The 19193-nt window shown below is 46.0% G+C and carries 20 protein-coding genes; 2 read left to right on the forward strand and 18 right to left on the reverse strand.

The annotated features are described in order from the left end of the window. Positions 1–5 precede the first annotated feature (5 nt). From tolR to D515_RS10985, 15 genes are all read right to left on the reverse strand, one after another. Positions 6–452 (reverse strand): protein TolR, encoded by a 447-nt coding sequence (gene tolR, locus D515_RS10925; RefSeq protein ID WP_002538441.1) that lies wholly within the window; start codon positions 450–452, stop codon positions 6–8. Positions 453–455: 3 nt separating this feature from the next. Continuing rightward, positions 456–1142: a protein TolQ gene (gene tolQ, locus D515_RS10930; RefSeq protein ID WP_002538442.1), complete on the reverse strand. Its 687-nt coding sequence runs from the start codon at positions 1140–1142 to the stop codon at positions 456–458. Continuing rightward, complete coding sequence (ybgC, locus tag D515_RS10935) at positions 1132–1545, reverse strand: tol-pal system-associated acyl-CoA thioesterase (protein WP_039849944.1); 414 nt, start codon at positions 1543–1545, stop codon at positions 1132–1134. Before ybgC ends, tolQ begins: the two co-directional genes overlap by 11 nt. A gap of 166 nt (positions 1546–1711) precedes the next feature. After that, entirely contained in the window at positions 1712–1996 is a 285-nt protein-coding gene (locus D515_RS10940) for a cyd operon YbgE family protein (protein WP_002538444.1), read from the reverse strand. A 10-nt stretch (positions 1997–2006) separates the two neighbouring features. Next, positions 2007–2117 (reverse strand): cytochrome bd-I oxidase subunit CydX, encoded by a 111-nt coding sequence (gene cydX, locus D515_RS25280; RefSeq protein WP_039849945.1) that lies wholly within the window; start codon positions 2115–2117, stop codon positions 2007–2009. 15 nt (positions 2118–2132) lie between these two features. Next, positions 2133–3269, reverse strand: a complete 1137-nt coding sequence (gene cydB / locus D515_RS10950; RefSeq protein WP_002538445.1) for a cytochrome d ubiquinol oxidase subunit II — start codon at positions 3267–3269, stop codon at positions 2133–2135. 14 nt (positions 3270–3283) lie between these two features. After that, positions 3284–4870, reverse strand: a complete 1587-nt coding sequence (gene cydA, locus D515_RS10955; protein ID WP_002538446.1) for a cytochrome ubiquinol oxidase subunit I — start codon at positions 4868–4870, stop codon at positions 3284–3286. 456 nt (positions 4871–5326) lie between these two features. After that, complete coding sequence (gene ruvB / locus D515_RS10960) at positions 5327–6334, reverse strand: Holliday junction branch migration DNA helicase RuvB (protein ID WP_002538447.1); 1008 nt, start codon at positions 6332–6334, stop codon at positions 5327–5329. A 14-nt stretch (positions 6335–6348) separates the two neighbouring features. Then, positions 6349–6978: a Holliday junction branch migration protein RuvA gene (ruvA, locus tag D515_RS10965; protein WP_039849946.1), complete on the reverse strand. Its 630-nt coding sequence runs from the start codon at positions 6976–6978 to the stop codon at positions 6349–6351. A 102-nt stretch (positions 6979–7080) separates the two neighbouring features. Continuing rightward, positions 7081–7200 carry a DUF2474 family protein gene (locus D515_RS25285; RefSeq protein ID WP_002538449.1) on the reverse strand — a complete coding sequence of 40 codons (120 nt, stop codon included), beginning with the start codon at positions 7198–7200 and terminating at the stop codon, positions 7081–7083. Beyond that, positions 7193–8191: a cytochrome d ubiquinol oxidase subunit II gene (gene cydB, locus D515_RS10970; RefSeq protein ID WP_002538450.1), complete on the reverse strand. Its 999-nt coding sequence runs from the start codon at positions 8189–8191 to the stop codon at positions 7193–7195. The genes D515_RS25285 and cydB (D515_RS10970) overlap by 8 nt, the downstream gene beginning before the upstream one ends. After that, entirely contained in the window at positions 8191–9606 is a 1416-nt protein-coding gene (locus D515_RS10975) for a cytochrome ubiquinol oxidase subunit I (RefSeq protein ID WP_002538451.1), read from the reverse strand. Before D515_RS10975 ends, cydB (D515_RS10970) begins: the two co-directional genes overlap by 1 nt. A gap of 164 nt (positions 9607–9770) precedes the next feature. Then, on the reverse strand, positions 9771–9929 hold the full coding sequence (locus D515_RS25290) for a DUF3012 domain-containing protein (RefSeq protein WP_002538453.1): 159 nt from the start codon (positions 9927–9929) through the stop codon (positions 9771–9773). Between the two features lie 93 nt (positions 9930–10022). Then, positions 10023–11825 carry an ABC transporter transmembrane domain-containing protein gene (locus tag D515_RS10980; RefSeq protein ID WP_002538455.1) on the reverse strand — a complete coding sequence of 601 codons (1803 nt, stop codon included), beginning with the start codon at positions 11823–11825 and terminating at the stop codon, positions 10023–10025. An 82-nt stretch (positions 11826–11907) separates the two neighbouring features. Further along, complete coding sequence (locus D515_RS10985; RefSeq protein WP_002538457.1) at positions 11908–12333, reverse strand: hypothetical protein; 426 nt, start codon at positions 12331–12333, stop codon at positions 11908–11910. A gap of 237 nt (positions 12334–12570) precedes the next feature. Between D515_RS10985 and D515_RS10990 the strand changes: the two genes are divergently transcribed. Beyond that, positions 12571–13782 carry a leucine-rich repeat domain-containing protein gene (locus D515_RS10990; protein WP_002538459.1) on the forward strand — a complete coding sequence of 404 codons (1212 nt, stop codon included), beginning with the start codon at positions 12571–12573 and terminating at the stop codon, positions 13780–13782. A gap of 50 nt (positions 13783–13832) precedes the next feature. Here D515_RS10990 and ruvC read toward each other — a convergent pair whose 3' ends face one another. From ruvC to D515_RS11005, 3 genes are all read right to left on the reverse strand, one after another. Continuing rightward, on the reverse strand, positions 13833–14354 hold the full coding sequence (gene ruvC / locus D515_RS10995; protein ID WP_002538460.1) for a crossover junction endodeoxyribonuclease RuvC: 522 nt from the start codon (positions 14352–14354) through the stop codon (positions 13833–13835). A gap of 6 nt (positions 14355–14360) precedes the next feature. Continuing rightward, a complete protein-coding gene (locus D515_RS11000) occupies positions 14361–15107 on the reverse strand; it encodes a YebC/PmpR family DNA-binding transcriptional regulator (protein WP_002538462.1) in 747 nt (248 codons plus the stop codon). A 396-nt stretch (positions 15108–15503) separates the two neighbouring features. Beyond that, positions 15504–16703, reverse strand: a complete 1200-nt coding sequence (locus D515_RS11005; protein ID WP_002538463.1) for an IS4 family transposase — start codon at positions 16701–16703, stop codon at positions 15504–15506. Positions 16704–17734: 1031 nt separating this feature from the next. Here D515_RS11005 and D515_RS11010 point away from each other — a divergent pair. After that, complete coding sequence (locus tag D515_RS11010; protein ID WP_002538465.1) at positions 17735–19186, forward strand: TssA family type VI secretion system protein; 1452 nt, start codon at positions 17735–17737, stop codon at positions 19184–19186. Positions 19187–19193 lie beyond the last annotated feature (7 nt).

Here is a 19193-nt window from a genome sequence, read left to right on the forward strand (position 1 = left end):
ATCTCTCATGAATCAAGCGGTTCCGTCATCAAGCCGACTGATGAAACCCCAGCTTGGTTCAATGCGTCCAAGGTGAGAATGATTTCTGAATACGGCACGCGCCCATCACCACCAACAAGCACAGGTGATTTAGGGTTAATTTCTAGCTCTGCCTTCACGCGGATAAGTAGATCCTGAAGTGACAGACCGCGTTGCATGTCTCCGTTATTCACGGAAAGTCCCAAACCGCCGTTCTGATCAACTTCTACGATAATAAACGCGCCGCTGTCTTCTTCTTTTGCAAGCTCCGCCGCTGTTTTAGCATTCGATGTTTGTGGAAGATCCACATCTACACCCTGCGTAACAAAAGGCGCTGTCACCATGAAGATAATCAAGAGTACCAACATCACGTCAATGTATGGCACCACGTTGATTTCGGCGTTCATTTTCCGCCGTTTACGCTGGTAAGGCATACATTACTCCTTCGGTGAAGCAAACGCCTGACGGTGAAGAATGCTCGAAAACTCTTCCATGAAGTTGATGTAGTTGTTCTCAAGCTTGCCCACTTTCGCAGTAAATCGGTTGTACGCCATCACCGCTGGGATAGCAGCAAACAGACCCATTGCAGTTGCGACAAGTGCTTCTGCGATACCCGGTGCAACCATGGCAAGGGTCGCTTGCTTAACAGCACCCAGCGCAATAAATGCGTGCATGATGCCCCATACCGTACCAAAGAGGCCGATGTATGGCGTGATTGAACCGACCGTTGCAAGGAATGGAAGATTGGTTTCCAGCGATTCCACTTCTTTTGAGAGGGAAACGCGCATGGCACGGGAGGTGCCTTCCATCACAGCTTCCGGCACTTTGCCGTTGCTACGGTGAAGACGGGCAAATTCTTTAAAGCCAGAGTAGAAGATTTGCTCACTGCCTGACAGGTTGTCTTTGCGAACCTGCACTTCCTGAAACAGTTGAGACAAGTCCATCCCGGACCAGAATCTGTCTTCAAAACGCTCCGCTTTCGATGACGCTTCTGAAAGCACCTGCGAACGCTTAATGATCATTGCCCAAGACACGACAGACATGCCCAGCAGAACCAACATGACTGCTTTAACCAGCAGACTCGCCTGCAAGAACAGATCAAGAATTGAAAGTTCAGCGCTCACTTAAAATCTCCGATTGAATCGATTTAGGGATGGATTTCGGCTTCATTTTCTCAGAATCGACACAGGCTACCTTAACGGTGGCACGACACAACACATCGCCTTCTGAATTCACCAAATCTTGACAGAATGTGAGGGTCGCCCGACGAACTTCAGGTACCGTTGTTTGAACGGTAAGTTCTTCGTCAAGCTTTGCGCCTTTGAGGAAATCGATGTCCATATGACGTACGACAAACGCCGTATGTTCTTCAAATAACGTATGTTGATGGACACCAATGCTGCGCAGAAGTTCTGTTCTCGCACGCTCGAAGTATTTGAGGTAGTTCGCATGATAGACGATCCCACCAGTATCAGTGTCTTCGTAGTAGATGCGAACAGGCCAGCAGAACGGATGGAGACTCCTCATCCTGATAATTACCTGAAATCCATAGTAAGGTTTAGCGAAATACTATAACTGACTTACTCAGTGTAATAAAAGCACCAAGCGACGAGGCTGGTCACGAATGGCGCAAAATAAAACAGCCCAGCTGTTTTAGGCCGGGCTGTCGGTAACAGAGTGTTACAACGGGATGTCAAAGAAATGCTTTTACAAGCACAAAACTCATCACTACCCACGCAAACGGTGGAAAGAAAACGAGCTGCCAAAGCCAGAATCGTGGTTTGAACGCCATACCGTGGATCATTCCGGTACAGGTTGCCCAAATCAGTGCAGGACCATTGGCAACAGTGAAGCCGCCAATCTTATCTGCGAAAGTCTGAGGATCCCACATGACTAACCCGCCGCATGTTAGCGCCATTGCCAGCGATAACAACATGAGCACACGGATATGAAGACGGTCATGCAGACCGTCTAGCATAGTCGTGAACTTATTCTTCACTGTCACGATCCATGGCTTCAGTGTGCTCTAACCAAAGCGCATTGATAATACCGAACGAGCACGCCAGCAATACACCCAGAATCCAAGCGAAATACCACATGGTTAACTCCTTCTTTTAGTACAGTGAGGTTTTGTTTTCTTCGATGAACTTGTCATCAAGACGGCCGAACATCTTGTAGTAACACCATGCGGTGTAAGACAGAATGATTGGCACCATCACAATCGCAACGCCCGTCATAATGTTCAGCGTCAACTCGCTCGACGTCGCATCCCACATTGTTAGGCTGTGATCTGGGAACAAGCTAGAAGGCATCACGAATGGGAACATCGCAAAACCTGCCGTCAAAATCACTCCTGCAATCGCAAGGCTGTTGAACAAGAATGCAAAACCGTCACGCTCGAAACGCGCACATACAGCAACCAACAGCGGCATAAATACCGCCAACGCCGGTGCAGCCCACAGTAGCGGGTAAGCTTCGTAGTTATTGAACAGTGCACCGGTTAAGGTCATCACTTCTTTGTTCAAAGGGTTCGACGTTGCATTGGTCATGATTTCGCTGGTGATCACATAGCCTTCAATGCTTTGCGCCCAGAAGCCAGCAAGTGCAAAACATACCGCAGTCAGAATCGCAGAAATCTGAGCCACATTACGAGCACGAACATGCAGCGCATCAGTGGTTTTCATCTGAAGGTAAGTCGCGCCTTGCGTTACGATCATGAACAAGCTGACCAAGCCACATAGAATCGCAAACGGATTCAGCAAGCCAAAGAAAGAACCACGGTAAGTTGGGATCAGGAACTCGTTCAGTTCAAACGGTACACCTTGCAGCAGGTTACCAAATGCCACACCAAAGATGATTGGCGGCACAAAGCTACCCACAAAAATGCCCCAGTCCCAGGTTTTACGCCAGCGTGGGTCTTCAATTTTCGAACGGTAGTCAAAACCAATTGGACGGAACCACAAAGCCGCTAGTGTCAGAATCATCGCCAGGTAGAAACCTGAGAACGACACCGCATACACCAAAGGCCACGCTGCGAACAGCGCACCACCAGCGGTGATCAACCATACCTGGTTACCATCCCAGTGAGGCGCAATGGAGTTAATCATCACGCGACGCTCGTTATCGGTTTTACCAATAACTGGCACCAACGCGCCGACACCCATATCAAAGCCATCGGTAATCGCGAAGCCGATCAGCAGAACACCAATCAGTGCCCACCAGATCAGACGCAGAATCTCGTATTCAAACATGTCTTACGCTCTCCTTATGCTTCAACTTGACGCGCAAGATCCGTTTCCGGGGTCTTTAGCTTTTCAAAGTGATAACGGCCTGTTTTTAGGCTGCTAGGGCCTAAGCGCGCGAATTTAACCATCAGGTACACTTCAGCAATCAAGAACACTGTGTACAGTGCAACGATCGCAACCAGTGAAGTGATAATTTCTGACGCAGGAAGGTTAGATGCTGCCATGTGTACTGGCAGAATTTCACCCACCGCCCAAGGCTGGCGACCATATTCAGCAACGAACCAACCCGCTTCACAGGCAATCCACGGCAATGGAATACCAAACAGAGCCAGTTTGAGAAGCCATGGTTTTTCATCGATTTTCTGGCGACAAGTCTGGTAGAACGCCATACCGAAGATGAACAGCATAGCGAAGCCACACGCTACCATGATGCGGAAGCTCCAGAATAGCGGTGCTACCTGTGGAATAGAGTCTTTTGCCGCTTGTTTGATTTGTGCTTCTGTCGCATCAACAACGTTTGGTGTTTGTTGTTTTAGCAGCAGACCAAAACCAAGGTCTTTCTTCACATCGTCAAATGCAGCCAGGTTTTCAGGTGTTTTATCACCTGCACGCAATTTCTCAAGCAAGCCGTAAGCAATCATACCGTTACGGATACGTGCTTCGTGCTCATCAACGATGTCATGTAGACCCGTCACTTGCTTATCGAAAGAACGCGTCGCGATGATACCCATCACGTACGGGATCTTGATCGCGTAATCCGTTTCCATGGTTTCTTGATTAGGGAAACCAAATACGGTGAAGGCAGCTGGTGCTGGCTCTGTGTGCCATTCCGCCTCGATTGCGGCCAGTTTGACTTTCTGAACGTCGCCCAGCTCATAGCCAGATTCATCACCCAGTACGATAGTAGACAGAATGCCCGCCATACCAAAAGATGCAGCAATCGCGAAAGAGCGGCGCGCAAACGCAACGTCACGGCCTTTCAACAGGTAGTAAGCACTGATACCCAGAACAAACATTGCACCTGTGGTGTAACCTGCCGCAACGGTGTGAACAAATTTCACCTGCGCAACCGGGTTAAGCACAACTTCAGCAAAGCTCACCATTTCCATTCGCATGCTTTCGAAGTTGAACTCAGCCCCTACAGGGTTTTGCATCCAGCCGTTAGCGACGAGAATCCAAAGCGCAGAAAAGTTGGAGCCAATGGCGGTCAGCCATGTGACGGTAAGGTGTTGGCGCTTGGAGAGACGGTCCCAACCGAAGAAGAACATACCGACAAGGGTAGATTCCAGGAAGAAGGCCATCAGCGCTTCGATAGCCAGAGGGGCACCGAAAATATCGCCGACATAGTGAGAATAGTATGCCCAGTTAGTACCAAACTGGAACTCCATAGTGAGGCCGGTAGCGACACCCAACGCGAAGTTAATACCAAACAGCTTACCCCAGAACTTGGTCATGTCCTTGTAGATCTGCTTATCGGTCATCACATACAACGACTCCATGATGGCTAGCAGGAATGCCATACCCAGAGTCAGTGGGACAAACAAGAAGTGATACATCGCAGTCAGTGCAAACTGGAACCGCGACAGATCAACAATATCAGTTAACATAGTAACTCCTTCATCGTCAGGCTGACTGACGCACGACACTTACGTATCGTTAAGTAAATGCTTAATCACCTGCGAGCCATACAGCTCGCGCTTAACTGAGCTTCCTTACGGGGACTGTGTAAACAGCCATCCCTCTTTATGTTGCACGAATGTGCCGCACTGGTTAGGATTTTGTTAAGCATCTCCTAATATAGTGCCAGCTAATACTAAACATTCTGGGGTCGAGCTTCAAAGCCTTTGGAGCAATCTCACATTGACTGCTGTCAAATTAATCAACTTCGGGCGTTTAAATCGCTTGAATTCAAGATCCAGATCAAAACAAAACCCAAATTAGACATCTGCAGATATTGAAACTTTCTAGCACGCGACATTTGCATTAGAAGTATTGTTCAGGGAGGAAAAATAGCAAAGGCTGACACTAGGCCAGCCTTTGAGGAAACAAAGAGAAGAGTCTTGTTACTCCGGCATATCAAAACCGAAATGCAGGTAAGCACGTTGGCTTGCAATACGCCCTCTTGGGGTGCGCTGCAAATAGCCTTGTTGGATAAGGTAAGGCTCTAATACATCTTCAATTGTGTCTTTGGCTTCACCAATTGCCGCGGCAAGGTTATCCAAACCAACCGGACCACCATCAAACTTCTCGATAATCGCCGTGAGAAGTTTTCTGTCCATGTAATCGAAACCTTGGTTATCGACATCCAACATATCCAACGCTTTTGATGCCACATCCGCATTGATACGGCCATCAGCTTTAACCTCGGCATAGTCGCGAACACGGCGAAGCAGACGGTTCGCAATACGCGGCGTGCCACGGGCACGACGAGCGATTTCAAACGCCCCTTCTTCATCCATATCCAGATTCAGGCAATTCGCGCTGCGTTGAACAATGCCTTTTAGGTCAGCAATGTTGTAGTACTCAAGGCGCTGCGTAATACCGAAGCGGTCACGCAGTGGCGAGGTCAACGAACCAGCACGTGTCGTTGCACCCACCAGCGTAAATGGCGGCAAGTCGATCTTGATAGAACGCGCAGCCGGGCCTTCACCAATCATGATATCCAGTTGGTAGTCTTCCATCGCTGGATACAACACTTCTTCCACGACAGGGCTCAAGCGGTGAATTTCATCAATGAAAAGCACATCGTTTGGCTCAAGATTGGTCAGAAGCGCCGCCAAGTCACCCGCTTTTTCCAGTACAGGACCAGAGGTCGTGCGAATGTTCACTTCCATTTCATTAGCAACAATATTTGCTAACGTGGTTTTACCCAGACCTGGAGGCCCAAAGATCAGCAAATGGTCGAGGGCTTCTTCACGTTTACGCGCCGCATGAATAAAGATTTCCATCTGATCACGGACGTGATCCTGACCTTGATAATCCGACAACATCTTCGGGCGAATAGCGCGGTCAATGACGTCGTCTTCACGGCTCGGAGGTACCGTGCCCATCAGTCGATCAGCTTCAATCATTCCAAATCACCCTATTAGACCATTGAACGCAGCGCATCACGGATGATCGCCTCGCTCTTCATGCCATCAACGGCCACTTGCTTGACCACTTTCTCAGCCTGTGCAGCTTTGTAGCCCAGTGCGATAAGCGCGCTGATCGCTTCATCTTTAGGATCATTCGATGCAGCAACAACGGTTTCATTGCTTGCCGCACGGCGGGCTGCAGCATCGGCATGTGGGGTAAACAGGTCGAAGGCATGCCAGTTTTTCAGGCGATCACGCATTTCGATCACCAAACGCTCTGCGGTTTTCTTACCTACGCCAGGGATTTTCACCAGAGTAGACACATCTTCGCGCTCTACGCTGTCGACAAATTGAGTTGCCGTCATACCGGAAAGAATCGCCAGGCCCAGTTTAGGACCGACGCCATTGGCTTTGATGACTTCGCGGAATAAAGCACGTTCGATGGTGGTGTTAAACCCGTAGAGGAGCTGCGCGTCTTCACGCACAACGAAGTGAGTATAAATAATCGCTTCTTCACCCACTTCTGGCAATTCATAGAAGCAGCTCATAGGCATGCTGACTTCATAACCAACGCCATTAACTTCCAGCAGGATTTCAGGGGGTTGCTTTTCAAGCAAAATTCCGCGTAATCGGCCAATCACAATCAAAACTCAAATTGTTGCTAATAATTGTGGTTAGGATAATGAACAACTGGATAGATATCCAGTTTTAAAGCCGAGCATGTACTTGAAATGGCTATGCGATCAGACTAATCCAACCCACTGCATGGTGTAACGAATGAAGTAGGCAAGTGCCGTCACAGCCAATACACCAGCCAGCCACAAGCCGATAAACCACGCAAACGCCTTGCTCTGTTTATTCATGGTATCCCTCGTCTGCTCTGACCTTCCCGCGGAACACCCAGTAGGAATAGGCAGAATAAATGATGATGATTGGCAGCAAAACCACAGCGCCAGCAAGCAAGAATGTAAGGCTATTGTCTGGTGCAGCCGCATCCCAAAGGGTCACCGCCCTTGGCACCATGTAAGGGAATATACTGATGGCAAAACCAGCGAACGCCATCAGGTAAATCATCAGTGTCCAACAGTAAGCTGCACCAGCCCTTCGCGTACCCAACGCATGCCACAGTTGATAAGCTGCAAACGCTGAAATGGCCGGAATAAGGAAAAAGCCGGCAGCGTTCGGGAAAGTGAACCATCTCGCGGCGATATCGCTGGAGATAAACGGAAGCCAAACACTCACCACACCGATGGCTCCGAGGAACAAGAGGGTAAGTTTTTTGCACTTTGGAAAGAGCTTTTCTTCGATACTCCCGGAAGTCTTAATTAGTAGCCAGCAGCCACCGAGCAAGGTATATCCTGCCGTTACTGCAAGACCGCAGAAGAGAGAAAAAGGCGTCAGCCAGTCAAACCAGCCCCCAGCGTATTGCCTATCTGCAACTTCAATTCCTTGTAACAAGGTGCCGAGAATCATCCCTTGAGAAAAGGTTGCTACCATCGAACCGCCCGCGAAAGACCAGTCCCATAGGTAACGGCCTTTTTTGGTTCGATAGCGGTATTCAAACGCAACACCACGGAATATGAGGCCAATCAGCATCGCAATGATTGGTGCGTAGACTGCAGGCATGATGATGGCATACGCCAAAGGGAATACCGCAAACAGGCCTCCCCCCCCCAATACCAGCCAAGTTTCATTGCCATCCCAGATGGGGGCAATAGAGTTCATTGCGGCATCTTTTTCGTCATCATTGAGCGAAGGAAACAGTATGCCAACACCAAGGTCGAAGCCATCAAGAATGACGTAGGCAAATACGGCAAAAGCGATTATCACTGCCCAGATAAGTGCGTAATCCATTATGACTCCTTACCTGAGACGGGCTCTGGATTCACAGTAATATCTTTGGTTGAGTTACCATGTGAAAGCCGGGTGACAATGCGCCCATCCAAATCCTGCTCGTATTTGGTCGGCGATTTTCTCATCAGTTTCAGTAGGTAGTAGATACCCGCACCAAATATCACGAAATAGACCACCACGAACACAGCGAGCGAAGCACCAACCGCACTGGCATCAATCGGCGACACGGATTCTGACGTTCGGAGTAATCCGTATACCGTGTATGGCTGACGTCCCACTTCGGTAGTCACCCACCCTGCCAATATCGCCAAAAAGCCACAAGGCGCGGCATATACGCAGGTCCTTAGGAACCATGACGTTTCATACAGGGTTTTCTTATAACGTAGCCACAGAGACACCAACCCCATACCCAGCATTAAGAAACCAATAGCCACCATAATTCGGAAACTCCAGAACACAGTAGCAACTGGCGGCCTCTCTTCTGGCGGGACAGACTTTAGACCTTTTATCTCGCCATCAATAGAATGGGTAAGAATGATGCTGCCCAACTTTGGAATCTCGACTTTGTAATCAACTGTTTCGGTCTGTTCATTTGGAATACCAAACAGGATAAGGGGCGCGCCTTTTTGGGTTTCAAAGTGTCCTTCCATGGCGGCCACTTTCATAGGCTGATGTTCAAGCGTGTTGAGACCATGAAGGTCACCCGCGACAATTTGTATGGGTGTGACCAAAACCGCCATCCACATACCCATCGAAAGGCTTATCCGCCCCAGCTCATTGTGTGGCGCGCGCAGTAAATGCCAAGCACCGACACCTGCCACCATAAAGGCCGTTGTCAGATACGCAGCGATGACCATGTGGACGAGGCGGTACGGGAAGGACGGATTGAACACGACTTCGAACCAGTCTGTGACGATAAATTGGCCTTTGTCATTGAAATCAAACCCAGCGGGGGTTTGCATCCAACTGTTTACTGACAGTATCCATGTGGCGGACAGTAAAGTGCCAAACGCTACGACTGCAACGGCCAGGAAATGAAGTTTAGGACCGACACGCTCGCGACCAAAAAGCATGATGCCGAGAAAACCCGCCTCGAGGAAAAACGCGGTGAGCACTTCATAACCCATCAAAGGTCCAAGCACTGGGCCGGTTTTGTCGGAGAAGACACCCCAATTCGTGCCGAACTGGTAACTCATGACGATACCGCTCACCACACCCATACCGAACGTGACGGCAAAAATTTTTGTCCAGTACTTAGAAAGCTCAAGGTATTGGTGCTGCTTGGTTTTCAAGTGCAGCGCTTCCAGCACCATGATGTAGCTGGCAAGCCCGATAGAAAAGGCAGGAAATATGATGTGAAAAGACACGGTGAACGCGAACTGAATTCGCGCCAGGTCTATGGCAAGCTCCGACATACCCAACTCCACGAAACGTGAGTGACCCTAGTTGTAACGTCAAGATTTACGACTGAGATCACTTTTATGGAGAATTCATCATCAGAGGCGGCTTACCTAATAGAGGAATAAAAAAAGCGAGCCACGCTCGCTTTTTAGTGTCAGGTTGAGGCTTAGTGTTTCGCTTAGAAAATGCAGTGTTTTGCAAAATCAGTCGCTTCATTGGTCGACCAATCGCCTTTTGGTTTTTCTTTTAGCTCTTTGCACCACTCTTCACTGCCCACTTCCGGTGAACAGCCAGCAATCACAAACAGCACTGCAAATACAGCCAACAGCTTTTTCATCTTTGAATCCTATCCTTTCGAGTTATTTTCAACACTGCATCAGACTAACTACTCATCTGTAAAGTCACTCTGATAAGTAATGGAATTCACCCGTCATTCGCCGACAATTTTTGCCGGTATTTCCTCGGTAGCAGACACCAACTGCAACGCAGCGAATTCGCGATAAAGTGGAGACGAAGCCATCAATTCATCATGTGTTCCTGTGGCGACGATTTGCCCTTTATCCATTACCAGAATCTTGTCTGCATTAACCACGGTTGCCAGACGGTGAGCAATTACTATCGATGTTTTGTGCGACATAAGCTCATCAAGCGCTGATTTCACTTTGTGTTCACTCACGGCATCCAGCGCACTGGTGGCCTCATCCAGGAGGAGAATTGGGCGGTCTGCCAATATCGCGCGAGCTATTGAAATACGTTGCTTCTGACCACCTGACAAACGCACGCCACGTTCACCCAACTCAGTATGATAACCATCAGGAAACTCCACGATAAAGTCATGCGCTCTCGCCGCTTTACAGGCAGCTATCACAGCTTCTTCGCTGGCTTCAGGCGCGCCATAACGCACGTTCTCAAGCACAGTGGTCGCGAAAATGACCGACTCTTGCGGTACCAGCGCAAATTGCTTTCTCAAGGTTTCAATCGAGAGGTCTGAAATGCTGACGCCATCAATATCAATGTGCCCTTCCTGAACATCAAAAAAGCGTTGAAGCAGTGCAAAAACAGTACTTTTCCCGGCTCCGCTTGGGCCAACCAACGCGATACGCTCGCCCGCTTTCACATCAAAAGAGAGTGAATGAAACACCGGAAGGTTTTCGTCACCGGGATAGGCGAAAGAGACACCATCAAAACGGACTGTGCCTGAAACGGGTTCCGTTAACTGGCGGGGGCTCTGTGGCTCCTGAATGTCCTGCTCCATTTGGGATAATTCAATCAGGCGTTCAGTCGCACCGGCTGCACGTTGAATGTCCCCAATCACTTCGCCAATGGTGGCCACACCACCCGCCACTAACAAGGCATAAAACATAAAGGCTGACAGCTGGCCTGCGGTCAATGAGCTGTCCAAAACGCTCAATGCGCCAACCCAAGTGACCAGCACAATCGCTACAATAGAGAGAAACACCACAGAGCCCATTAAGGTCGCGCGGTAGCGGATACGCGTTTTGGCAGCATCCATAACCGACTCGACGCGACCATTGAAATGATGAGCATCAGCCTCTTCATGGCTGTAAGATTGGACAGTGCGAATTTCATGGAGCGTTTCATCCACATGGGCGCCAAGATCAGCCACCCGGTCTTGACTCACACGAGCCAGTCGACGCACTTTACGCCCCAACACGAAAATCGGCACCAAGACGACTGGCACCGCGAGCAACACAAGTCCAGTCAACGTGATGCTGGTAAATGCCATCATTACCAAACCGCCGATCACAGATACCCCAGAGCGCAGTGCCATTGAAAGACTGGAACCCACTACCGTCTGCAGGAGCGTTGTGTCTGCGGTAAATCGACTGATGACTTCACCGGTTCTTTCTTTGGCGTAAAACGAAGGTGAGAGTTTGAGAAGATGGTGATACACCGTCATGCGGATATCCGCACTAACACGTTCACCAAGCCAGCTCATCAGGTAAAAACGACAGAAAGTGGCAAAACCACTCACCACAGTAATACCCAGAATCACCAACACCAATTTATTTAACTCGTTGGCATTGCCGGAGAGAAAGCCTTCATCAACAACAAGCTTCACAGCTTGCCCAAGAGCCAGCCAGCTTAGGGAGCCAAGGAAAAGGAAGAAAACTGCAGCGATAACTTTGCTGCGATAAGGCAGTAGATAAGCAGCAATCCATTTAAGGACTGAGCGGGTACTCGAAGACTGTTGGGAATTTTGCTGGGACAAGATAATCACTCTCTCGCTTTCTATCGCTATTGGCTACCACGTTACAACAAGTTGCGATGCTCAGCGAGAGAGTAAACCGAGATTAATCGACTTCTTCGCGGTCACCTTTTCTTGTTTGATAAAGCAAGAATGCCGCCGACAGCCAAACCAAACATGCCATCACAAACAAGGTGCCGCCGTCGTTTCCAACCACTTCACCTGCCTCATTAAACGCTGGCTGCGCAACACCGATTGGTGTAAACAAGTGGAAGAAAATCGCGCCAGTCATAGTACCAACAGCCATCAGAGCGCCCAAAGCATGAAGACGTGTAAACAGTAGAATCGAGGCGATCAGTTCAACAATACCTACCATATAAGCGCCGTATTTGCCGAACCAAGCCAGTCCAGACCAATCTCCCAGCGTACCGAAAATAAACTCAGTTTCCGGTGAACCCGAAAACTTGAAGAACAGCGACTGAATAAACACAAACGCGATAAAGATGCACAAGCCTGTTTTTAAGTATTTCATGGTTATCCCTTAAGTGAAAATTCTCTTATTAACAGTAGATTGTCTTTAGAGGGTTTCCATTTCACCTCAATGAGAAACTCATACTTTTTTCGTTTTTAAACTGGTTAACAACTTGCACTGGCTCGACTTTTATAGGCGCACAACGTTACCCGCATCGCAAGCCTATCAATCAGTAAAGCTTCCTCAGCCAACCCAATTAAAGTATGAGCCGCAATATTCGATTAAAGGAATAATACAATGAGAGTTAAAGGAATTTTAACCACAATGGTTTCCCTCTTTCTAGCGGGATGTGGTGGTGGCGGTTCATCTTCAGGCAACGCATCCACCCCACTTTCAAGCGTGTCATTTTCTGATCCAGCTCTTCAAGCTTGTGTATCAGACTCTGGTGCTTCCAACATCGAGAACATAGAAATTCTGGAGTGCACAGGAAAAGGAATTAAAGATCTCAGCGGAATTGAAGTCCTCTCTAGCATGTACATTTTAGATGTATCAGGCAATGAGTTAAGTTCGCTAGACGTCTCGGGGATGACTAACCTAGCTTCGATATATGCAAACGATAATCAGCTAGAGAACGCTGCACTGCCAGCATCCAAGTCTCTGCAATATTTAGATTTGAGTGATAACTTGTTAACAGCTATCGATGTATCCTCCTTCCCCGACCTCTTACTGTTCGATGCTGGGGGTAACTCTCTTAGCGCCATCGATGTGTCTGTAAATACAAAACTAGAGAAACTCACACTTGATGACAATGGCATTACCAATTTAGACCTTTCAAGTAACGCTCAACTTAAAGAACTTAATATCAATGATAATCAGATCACTGACTTAAACTTGTCTTCCAATACCGCATTGATTTCTGTTCTAGCTTTTTCAAACAAGATTGCGACATTTACAGAACCTAATAGCAACTCTCTGGATAGTCTATTCCTAAGCAGTAATGAGCTTGCAGAATTTAACTTAAGTCAAAACACTCAAGTTACACAATTAGCATTATCGGACAACAACCTTTCGTCTCTGGACGTATCGACACTTACAAATTTGGACTTTCTGGAAATTTCAGGAAATGGGGTAGGGAATATCGATTTAAGTCAAAACCCGTTATTAGAGGTTCTTGACGTCTCTGGTACTGCGGCAACTAGTCTTGATGTCACTAATAATCCAAAGATTTACTCGCTACTGGCCTCAAACAACCAACTGACAAATATCGATGTTTCAGGTAACCCTAACTTACTTTGGCTCAGTGTCAGCATGAACCAATTAACATCAGTCGATTTAAACAATAATCCTAGACTTGAGTCTTTCACTGGGTGGTCGAATCAGATCACATCAATTAATTTCACGTCTAACCCGAAAATTGACTCAATTCAGTTAATTGCTAACCCCCTGAATGATGATACAAAGCAGCATCTAGAGACTCTTAGAAGTAACGGAGTTACAGTAAGCTACTAAATCATTCAGAAAAAAAGCAGCCATTTGGCTGCTTTTTTATCAAGCGAAAACTATCTATACCGCCCGCGCCTTGCGCTCTTCGCCTGCCCAGCCATCGCCACCAGCGTGTGGTTGGTATGGGCATGACAAATCGCCACAGCCAAGGCGTCGGCTGCATCGGCTTGAGGGGTGGATGGCAGTTTGAGCATATGAACAACCATGTGTTGAACCTGCTTCTTATCTGCACTGCCTTTGCCGACCACAGCCTGCTTGATCAAACGTGCTGCGTATTCAGAAACAGGTAACCCCGCATTGACAGCAGCAACAATAGCACTTCCACGAGCCTGACCGAGCTTAAGTGCTGAATCTGCATTGCGCGCCATAAACACTTGCTCGATGGCAAACGTATCCGGCTGGAACTGGGTAATCACTTCGCTGACACCAGCATAAATCTGGCCTAATCGCCCGGCCAAATCTTCAGAATCTGTACGGATACAACCGCTGCCAAGATATTCCAGATGTCTGCCTTGATGGCGGATCACGCCGTAGCCAGTGATCCGCGAACCCGGGTCAATCCCGAGAATAATAGCCACGTATGATTATTCCAGTGTTGCTGCGACTTCGTCAGAAATATCGCCGTTGTGGTAGACCTCTTGAACGTCATCAAGATCTTCAAGTGCATCAATCAGACGAAGCAGTTTAGGTGCTGTGGTTTCATCCAAGTCTGCTTTAGTCGAAGGAACGAGCGTGACTTCTGCGTTTTGTGCTTCAAAACCAGCCGCATCCAGCGCATCTTTCACCGCACCGAACTCTGCAGGTGTTGTGTAAACGTCCATCGAGCCATCGTCATGAGTCTCAACGTCATCCGCACCACCTTCCAGCGCTGCTTCCATCACTGAGTCTTCATCCAGACCTGGCGCGTAAGAAATGACCCCTTTTTTATCGAACAGGTAGCTCACGCTTCCGTCAGTGCCCAGATTTCCGCCCGCTTTAGAGAACGCATGACGGACACCGGACACTGTGCGGTTACGGTTATCTGTCATACATTCAACCATGACTGCGGTTCCTGCTGGACCGTAACCTTCATAGATCACGGTTTCCATGTTCTCTTCGCCTTCACCACCCGCACCACGCGTAACAGCGCGATTAACGGTGTCTCGGGTCATGTTGTTTGACAGCGCTTTATCAATCGCAGCGCGCAAACGAGGGTTATTCTCTGGCTCAGGACCGCCTTCTTTAGTCGCAACCACAATTTCACGAATTAGCTTGGTGAAAATTTTACCGCGCTTGGCATCTTGCGCAGCTTTACGGTGTTTGATGTTAGCGAATTTACTATGACCTGCCATCCCCTCTCTCCTCTCTTTTCTCAAGCCCTCAAAGCATTATTGCCAATAGCTTCAGACTCGACATACCTTAAGCGAAAGAAGGTGGAGCTCAAAGTAAAAACATCACTCGATTACCATATTTGGTGAACATATAGCCATCTATTAAACATATAAAAATCAATGAGTCCACAAAGAATAGGGTCACACAGAAAGGATAAAATCCAAGCGAAACATGTTTAAGTGCTAATAGCTCCAATTAGCAAATAGTCTTTATGTTCTTCATTTCCGGTCCAGAAAATCAGAATCATCTGTAAACATTAAACTAACGCTATCGTTTACAACTAATCAGAAAGAAAGATAACCACCTTTGACAAATAATCATAAAATCTCATTAACCTGAGAGTCTGAAGGATCCCCTCATAATTTTCCAAGCCCAGCACTGTGTGCCAGCGTTTGATATTCGAGTATAGCCCAGTGATATTGCTGTTCGTTGATATCATAACGCCGATGATTTCTGACCTCCTTTCCCAGCCGAGGAATGGATAGCACCCGGCGGTGCTTGATGGTGTTCGCTTGAAAGTGGAAGTGCCATTTCGCTTGGCTGGCAATAAGGCCATTCCACCAAAGAAGAATGTCAGCCAGTAAAGCGATGAGAAGTAAGATATCTAGCCGCTTCACACAACGGGTTCTATTGTGCCACAACGCTTTTCCATAGGCGGTACTTTTGAGGTCTCTGAAGGCTTCTTCAATTTGCATTCTCTTGGCATATAAACGGGTTATCTGCACAGCATGGAGGGTTTGATTGGGGATATTAGTGACAAGTAGCCACGGGTCATTAGCACTTTTGGCGAAGACTTTCGAGGCAGTGTGTTTTGAGCTTGTGCGGGCATGACGAAGTGCTTTTCGTCCTTTAGGTGATTGTTTTACTAAGTATGCTTGGCAAGCGAGCGGAGAGCGTTTCGCGAGTTGGCATCTCCCAGGGTCATTCGGTTTACTCGTGGCTTTGTGGTAAAGCGCTTTGTTGCATTGCCAATCTTGGCGGTTGAGTTTTATTGAGACTTCCCCCCGCACACGACCAATCCAGAACCAGCCTTTTTGTTGGACTTGGCGAAACCAGGTGTTCCGGGATCCCGCATCAGATATCACAATGGGCGTGGCGCCTTGGGGGAGAATATCTTGAAGCTTATCGAGAAAGCGCTGATGGGAACTTGGTGAATTATATTGCTTATATTCAAAGGCTTGTTCATACAAAGTCACGGCACGGCCATCGAGGACAACAGAAGCACGAAGCGTCATATGTCGGAGTTGCTCACGCACATCAGACCAATCAACAAGGATAACCGGACAAGGGTTGGCGCCAGTAATTAGACGGGCATGCCACTTATAGATGTCTTCATTTTCGCGATGTAATTGGTTGTTACTCAGTAGTCTGTCGATGCGCTTGATAGCGTGCTTAGTGGTCGTTCGGGTATTGAGAGAACGGCCGAGCTTGGTAAGAGTGAGGTCAGCACCATCGAGTACAGACTCAGTCGCAAGTAGCAGAGATTGAAGTCGTTTTTTATGAATAGTGGGACACTGATTAGTTAAGGTATCGAGTAAGATCTGAACATCGCGCATCGGTAATTCCTCTTGGTGGAATGTGGTTTTTGGCGAAATTCATTAGATCAAAGGGTACGGTGCGCGTCCTTCTTATTGTTTGGAATAGGAATTTTGAGGGGATTCGCTAGCCTGAGAGTAACGCTCCCTCAAGAATAATCTGTTCAATGGTATAAAACTCTTTACACATTGAGCGCTGCCTACCACAACAATTTCTATCTACATAAGCTGCTCTTAGCTTTAAGAGCATTCTTGTGTGTCCTGCTTGATGTAAGTTATCTCCTTTGTGGATATTAGCGCTTCCCTACCCCTTATTTATATAGTCGAAAATACCGTGAATTTTTAAGTGATCAGCATACCAGTATAAATTTTCTTTTTATTTTTCATTAAGTTAAATAGAAGCATTAGGAAAAAATATTTCGCCGCATATTAAATGCGTTTTCAATCACAAATCATAAAGTTTCAAATTATCATGATGGATATCATACTTCAGCCAAAAATTTCACCCTCGGCAGATGCATAACCCTTAAAACTGTCAATATTTAGAGTTTTAGATAAGCATAATGAAATATTTCAACACTATCATCTAATATAGCTAATACAAAAAGACGCCAGATCAGCTTATAAAAGTATGGGTGATTGATTACTTTAGAACTAGAATATCGGATACCTAGAAAAAAAATCACAACATCAAAAGATATTTTTGATGTATAAATGTAAACAACTCTTAAGACATGAAATTCACTTATAAAAAATAGAAGCCTAAGGCGTAATTAAATACGTAAATAGTTATTAAAAAACCATATATAAACAAAGTATATTATTTTAGACATTTGCTTAAGCGATTATATAGAGTGCCTCTAAGTCTCACACCACTTAGCACTTCTATAATCATGATCCTCATGGGAAATTACAAATAAGCAAGAGAGATAAGTAGTCTATGTCTGAATATTGGTAGCGAAAGGAAGATTGTTCTCCATACAAGCATCTGTCTACTTGAAATAAATCAAATAGATAACTTTACCCTGTTATTAAGAAAGTGAAGAAAGACGATGGAGAGAATACTAAAACCGATTACTGATGACAAGAAAATCTCATTAGATGAGTTACATGACAATAATTCCTATTATTTAGTAAAAGAAGAAATAAGAAAGCTAAACGAGATAAATCCAGAAAAGAAGATAGACTGGAAAAAAGTAGAAGAGTATTCATATGATATACTTGAAAATTTTGACAAGAGTCTTCAGATCTTAACCTATTGGTTTATAGCCAGGCTATACAATCATGGATGTCAAACAATCTTAGAATCGTATAATGTTCTTGATGGCTTTGTTAAAGAAGTAAAAGTAGAGACATCAAAGAAAAATGAAAAATTCTTTGATTGGTGGATAGAAAAAACTATTGATTGGATTTCAAAGCACAAAGAAGAATTAAGTAGAGATAAAGCTTCTATCCTTTTAAAAGATTTAGAAAAAATACAAGAACAGTTTTCTGACAGTACCACACAGCTGATTCCAACTCAGAGGTTAATTAGTTGTTTACACTCTGCTATCTCTGAGAATGTTTGCGACGAAGGTTCAAGCATACTAGGATACGAGCCCATTGATGTCGGAAAAAAAGAATCAGAAAATAGCGTACATTATCCTAAAGAGAGCCTGGAAAATAATGTAGAGAAATTTTACTATGCAGAAAGCCACGAAAAATTGATAAAGGCCAATCTAAATCAATTGAAGAGTCTTTCTTTACAAATAATGGATAACGATATTTTTAGTAGTAAGCACTATAGGCTAAGAAGAATAGGAGTCTGGAGCGATATATATCTTCCTCCAACAACTATAGAGGAAAATAAAACAGGTATATTACCACCTGATATCAATGATAAGAGAATATTAAAAACGCTATTTGATTCTGAGAATTGGATAGAGCTGATAAAGTCGAGTGAATCTAAGCTTTTACAGTATCCTTATTGGCTAGATCTGAATAGATTCACTTATATCGCCTTGAAGAAACTAGATCATATAGATATTGCCAAACAAGTAAAGCGAGAGCTACTTAAATTTATTGACCACATAGAAAGTATTCATCTTTACTCTTTTTCGGACGGCACACCATTTGCCGAATTAGATACTATAAACTGGATAGAAAAAGAAAATAAATATCAACATAAAAATCATTTAGTTACAGAGCATTCGGAATCGGATCCAACAAGAAGATTAGAAATAAGCAAATCCAAAAGTAGTTTATATAGAGAGATCTACCACCAAGTAAAGGCATCATTAAATAGTGGAAATCTCGAACTTTCCTTGTGTCAGCTTGAGTTATTAATAACGGCTATAGATACTTATAAGTTAGAGGAGTGGGAACCAATGCTATGCATTGATTTCTTGGAGTGTGCAGCAGAAGTCTATTACAGAACCAATCAAAGGTCACAATATCTTCATGTTATACAAAAGATTTCTAGAATAGATCCCACAAAGGTAAGGGAGTTATTCAGAAGTAAATAGTTAAAAG

Source organism: Grimontia indica, from assembly GCF_000333895.2.
Taxonomy (GTDB): domain Bacteria; phylum Pseudomonadota; class Gammaproteobacteria; order Enterobacterales; family Vibrionaceae; genus Enterovibrio; species Enterovibrio indicus.

Bases quoted from the DNA above. Each gene is read 5' to 3' on its own strand.
- cydA (WP_002538446.1), bottom strand. From the start codon at position 4,870: ATGTTAACTGATATTGTTGATCTGTCGCGGTTCCAGTTTGCACTGACT.
- ruvB (WP_002538447.1), bottom strand. From the start codon at position 6,334: ATGATTGAAGCTGATCGACTGATGGGCACGGTACCTCCGAGCCGTGAA.
- cydB (WP_002538450.1), bottom strand. From the start codon at position 8,191: ATGGATTACGCACTTATCTGGGCAGTGATAATCGCTTTTGCCGTATTT.
- D515_RS10985 (WP_002538457.1), bottom strand. From the start codon at position 12,333: ATGAAATACTTAAAAACAGGCTTGTGCATCTTTATCGCGTTTGTGTTT.
- D515_RS11000 (WP_002538462.1), bottom strand. From the start codon at position 15,107: ATGGCAGGTCATAGTAAATTCGCTAACATCAAACACCGTAAAGCTGCG.
- D515_RS11010 (WP_002538465.1), top strand. From the start codon at position 17,735: ATGGAGAGAATACTAAAACCGATTACTGATGACAAGAAAATCTCATTA.
- D515_RS10990 (WP_002538459.1), top strand. From the start codon at position 12,571: ATGAGAGTTAAAGGAATTTTAACCACAATGGTTTCCCTCTTTCTAGCG.
- D515_RS11005 (WP_002538463.1), bottom strand. From the start codon at position 16,703: ATGCGCGATGTTCAGATCTTACTCGATACCTTAACTAATCAGTGTCCC.
- D515_RS25285 (WP_002538449.1), bottom strand. From the start codon at position 7,200: ATGAATAAACAGAGCAAGGCGTTTGCGTGGTTTATCGGCTTGTGGCTG.
- D515_RS25290 (WP_002538453.1), bottom strand. From the start codon at position 9,929: ATGAAAAAGCTGTTGGCTGTATTTGCAGTGCTGTTTGTGATTGCTGGC.
- D515_RS10975 (WP_002538451.1), bottom strand. From the start codon at position 9,606: ATGTCGGAGCTTGCCATAGACCTGGCGCGAATTCAGTTCGCGTTCACC.
- cydX (WP_039849945.1), bottom strand. From the start codon at position 2,117: ATGTGGTATTTCGCTTGGATTCTGGGTGTATTGCTGGCGTGCTCGTTC.
- D515_RS10940 (WP_002538444.1), bottom strand. From the start codon at position 1,996: ATGCTAGACGGTCTGCATGACCGTCTTCATATCCGTGTGCTCATGTTG.
- ybgC (WP_039849944.1), bottom strand. From the start codon at position 1,545: ATGAGGAGTCTCCATCCGTTCTGCTGGCCTGTTCGCATCTACTACGAA.
- tolR (WP_002538441.1), bottom strand. From the start codon at position 452: ATGCCTTACCAGCGTAAACGGCGGAAAATGAACGCCGAAATCAACGTG.
- cydB (WP_002538445.1), bottom strand. From the start codon at position 3,269: ATGTTTGAATACGAGATTCTGCGTCTGATCTGGTGGGCACTGATTGGT.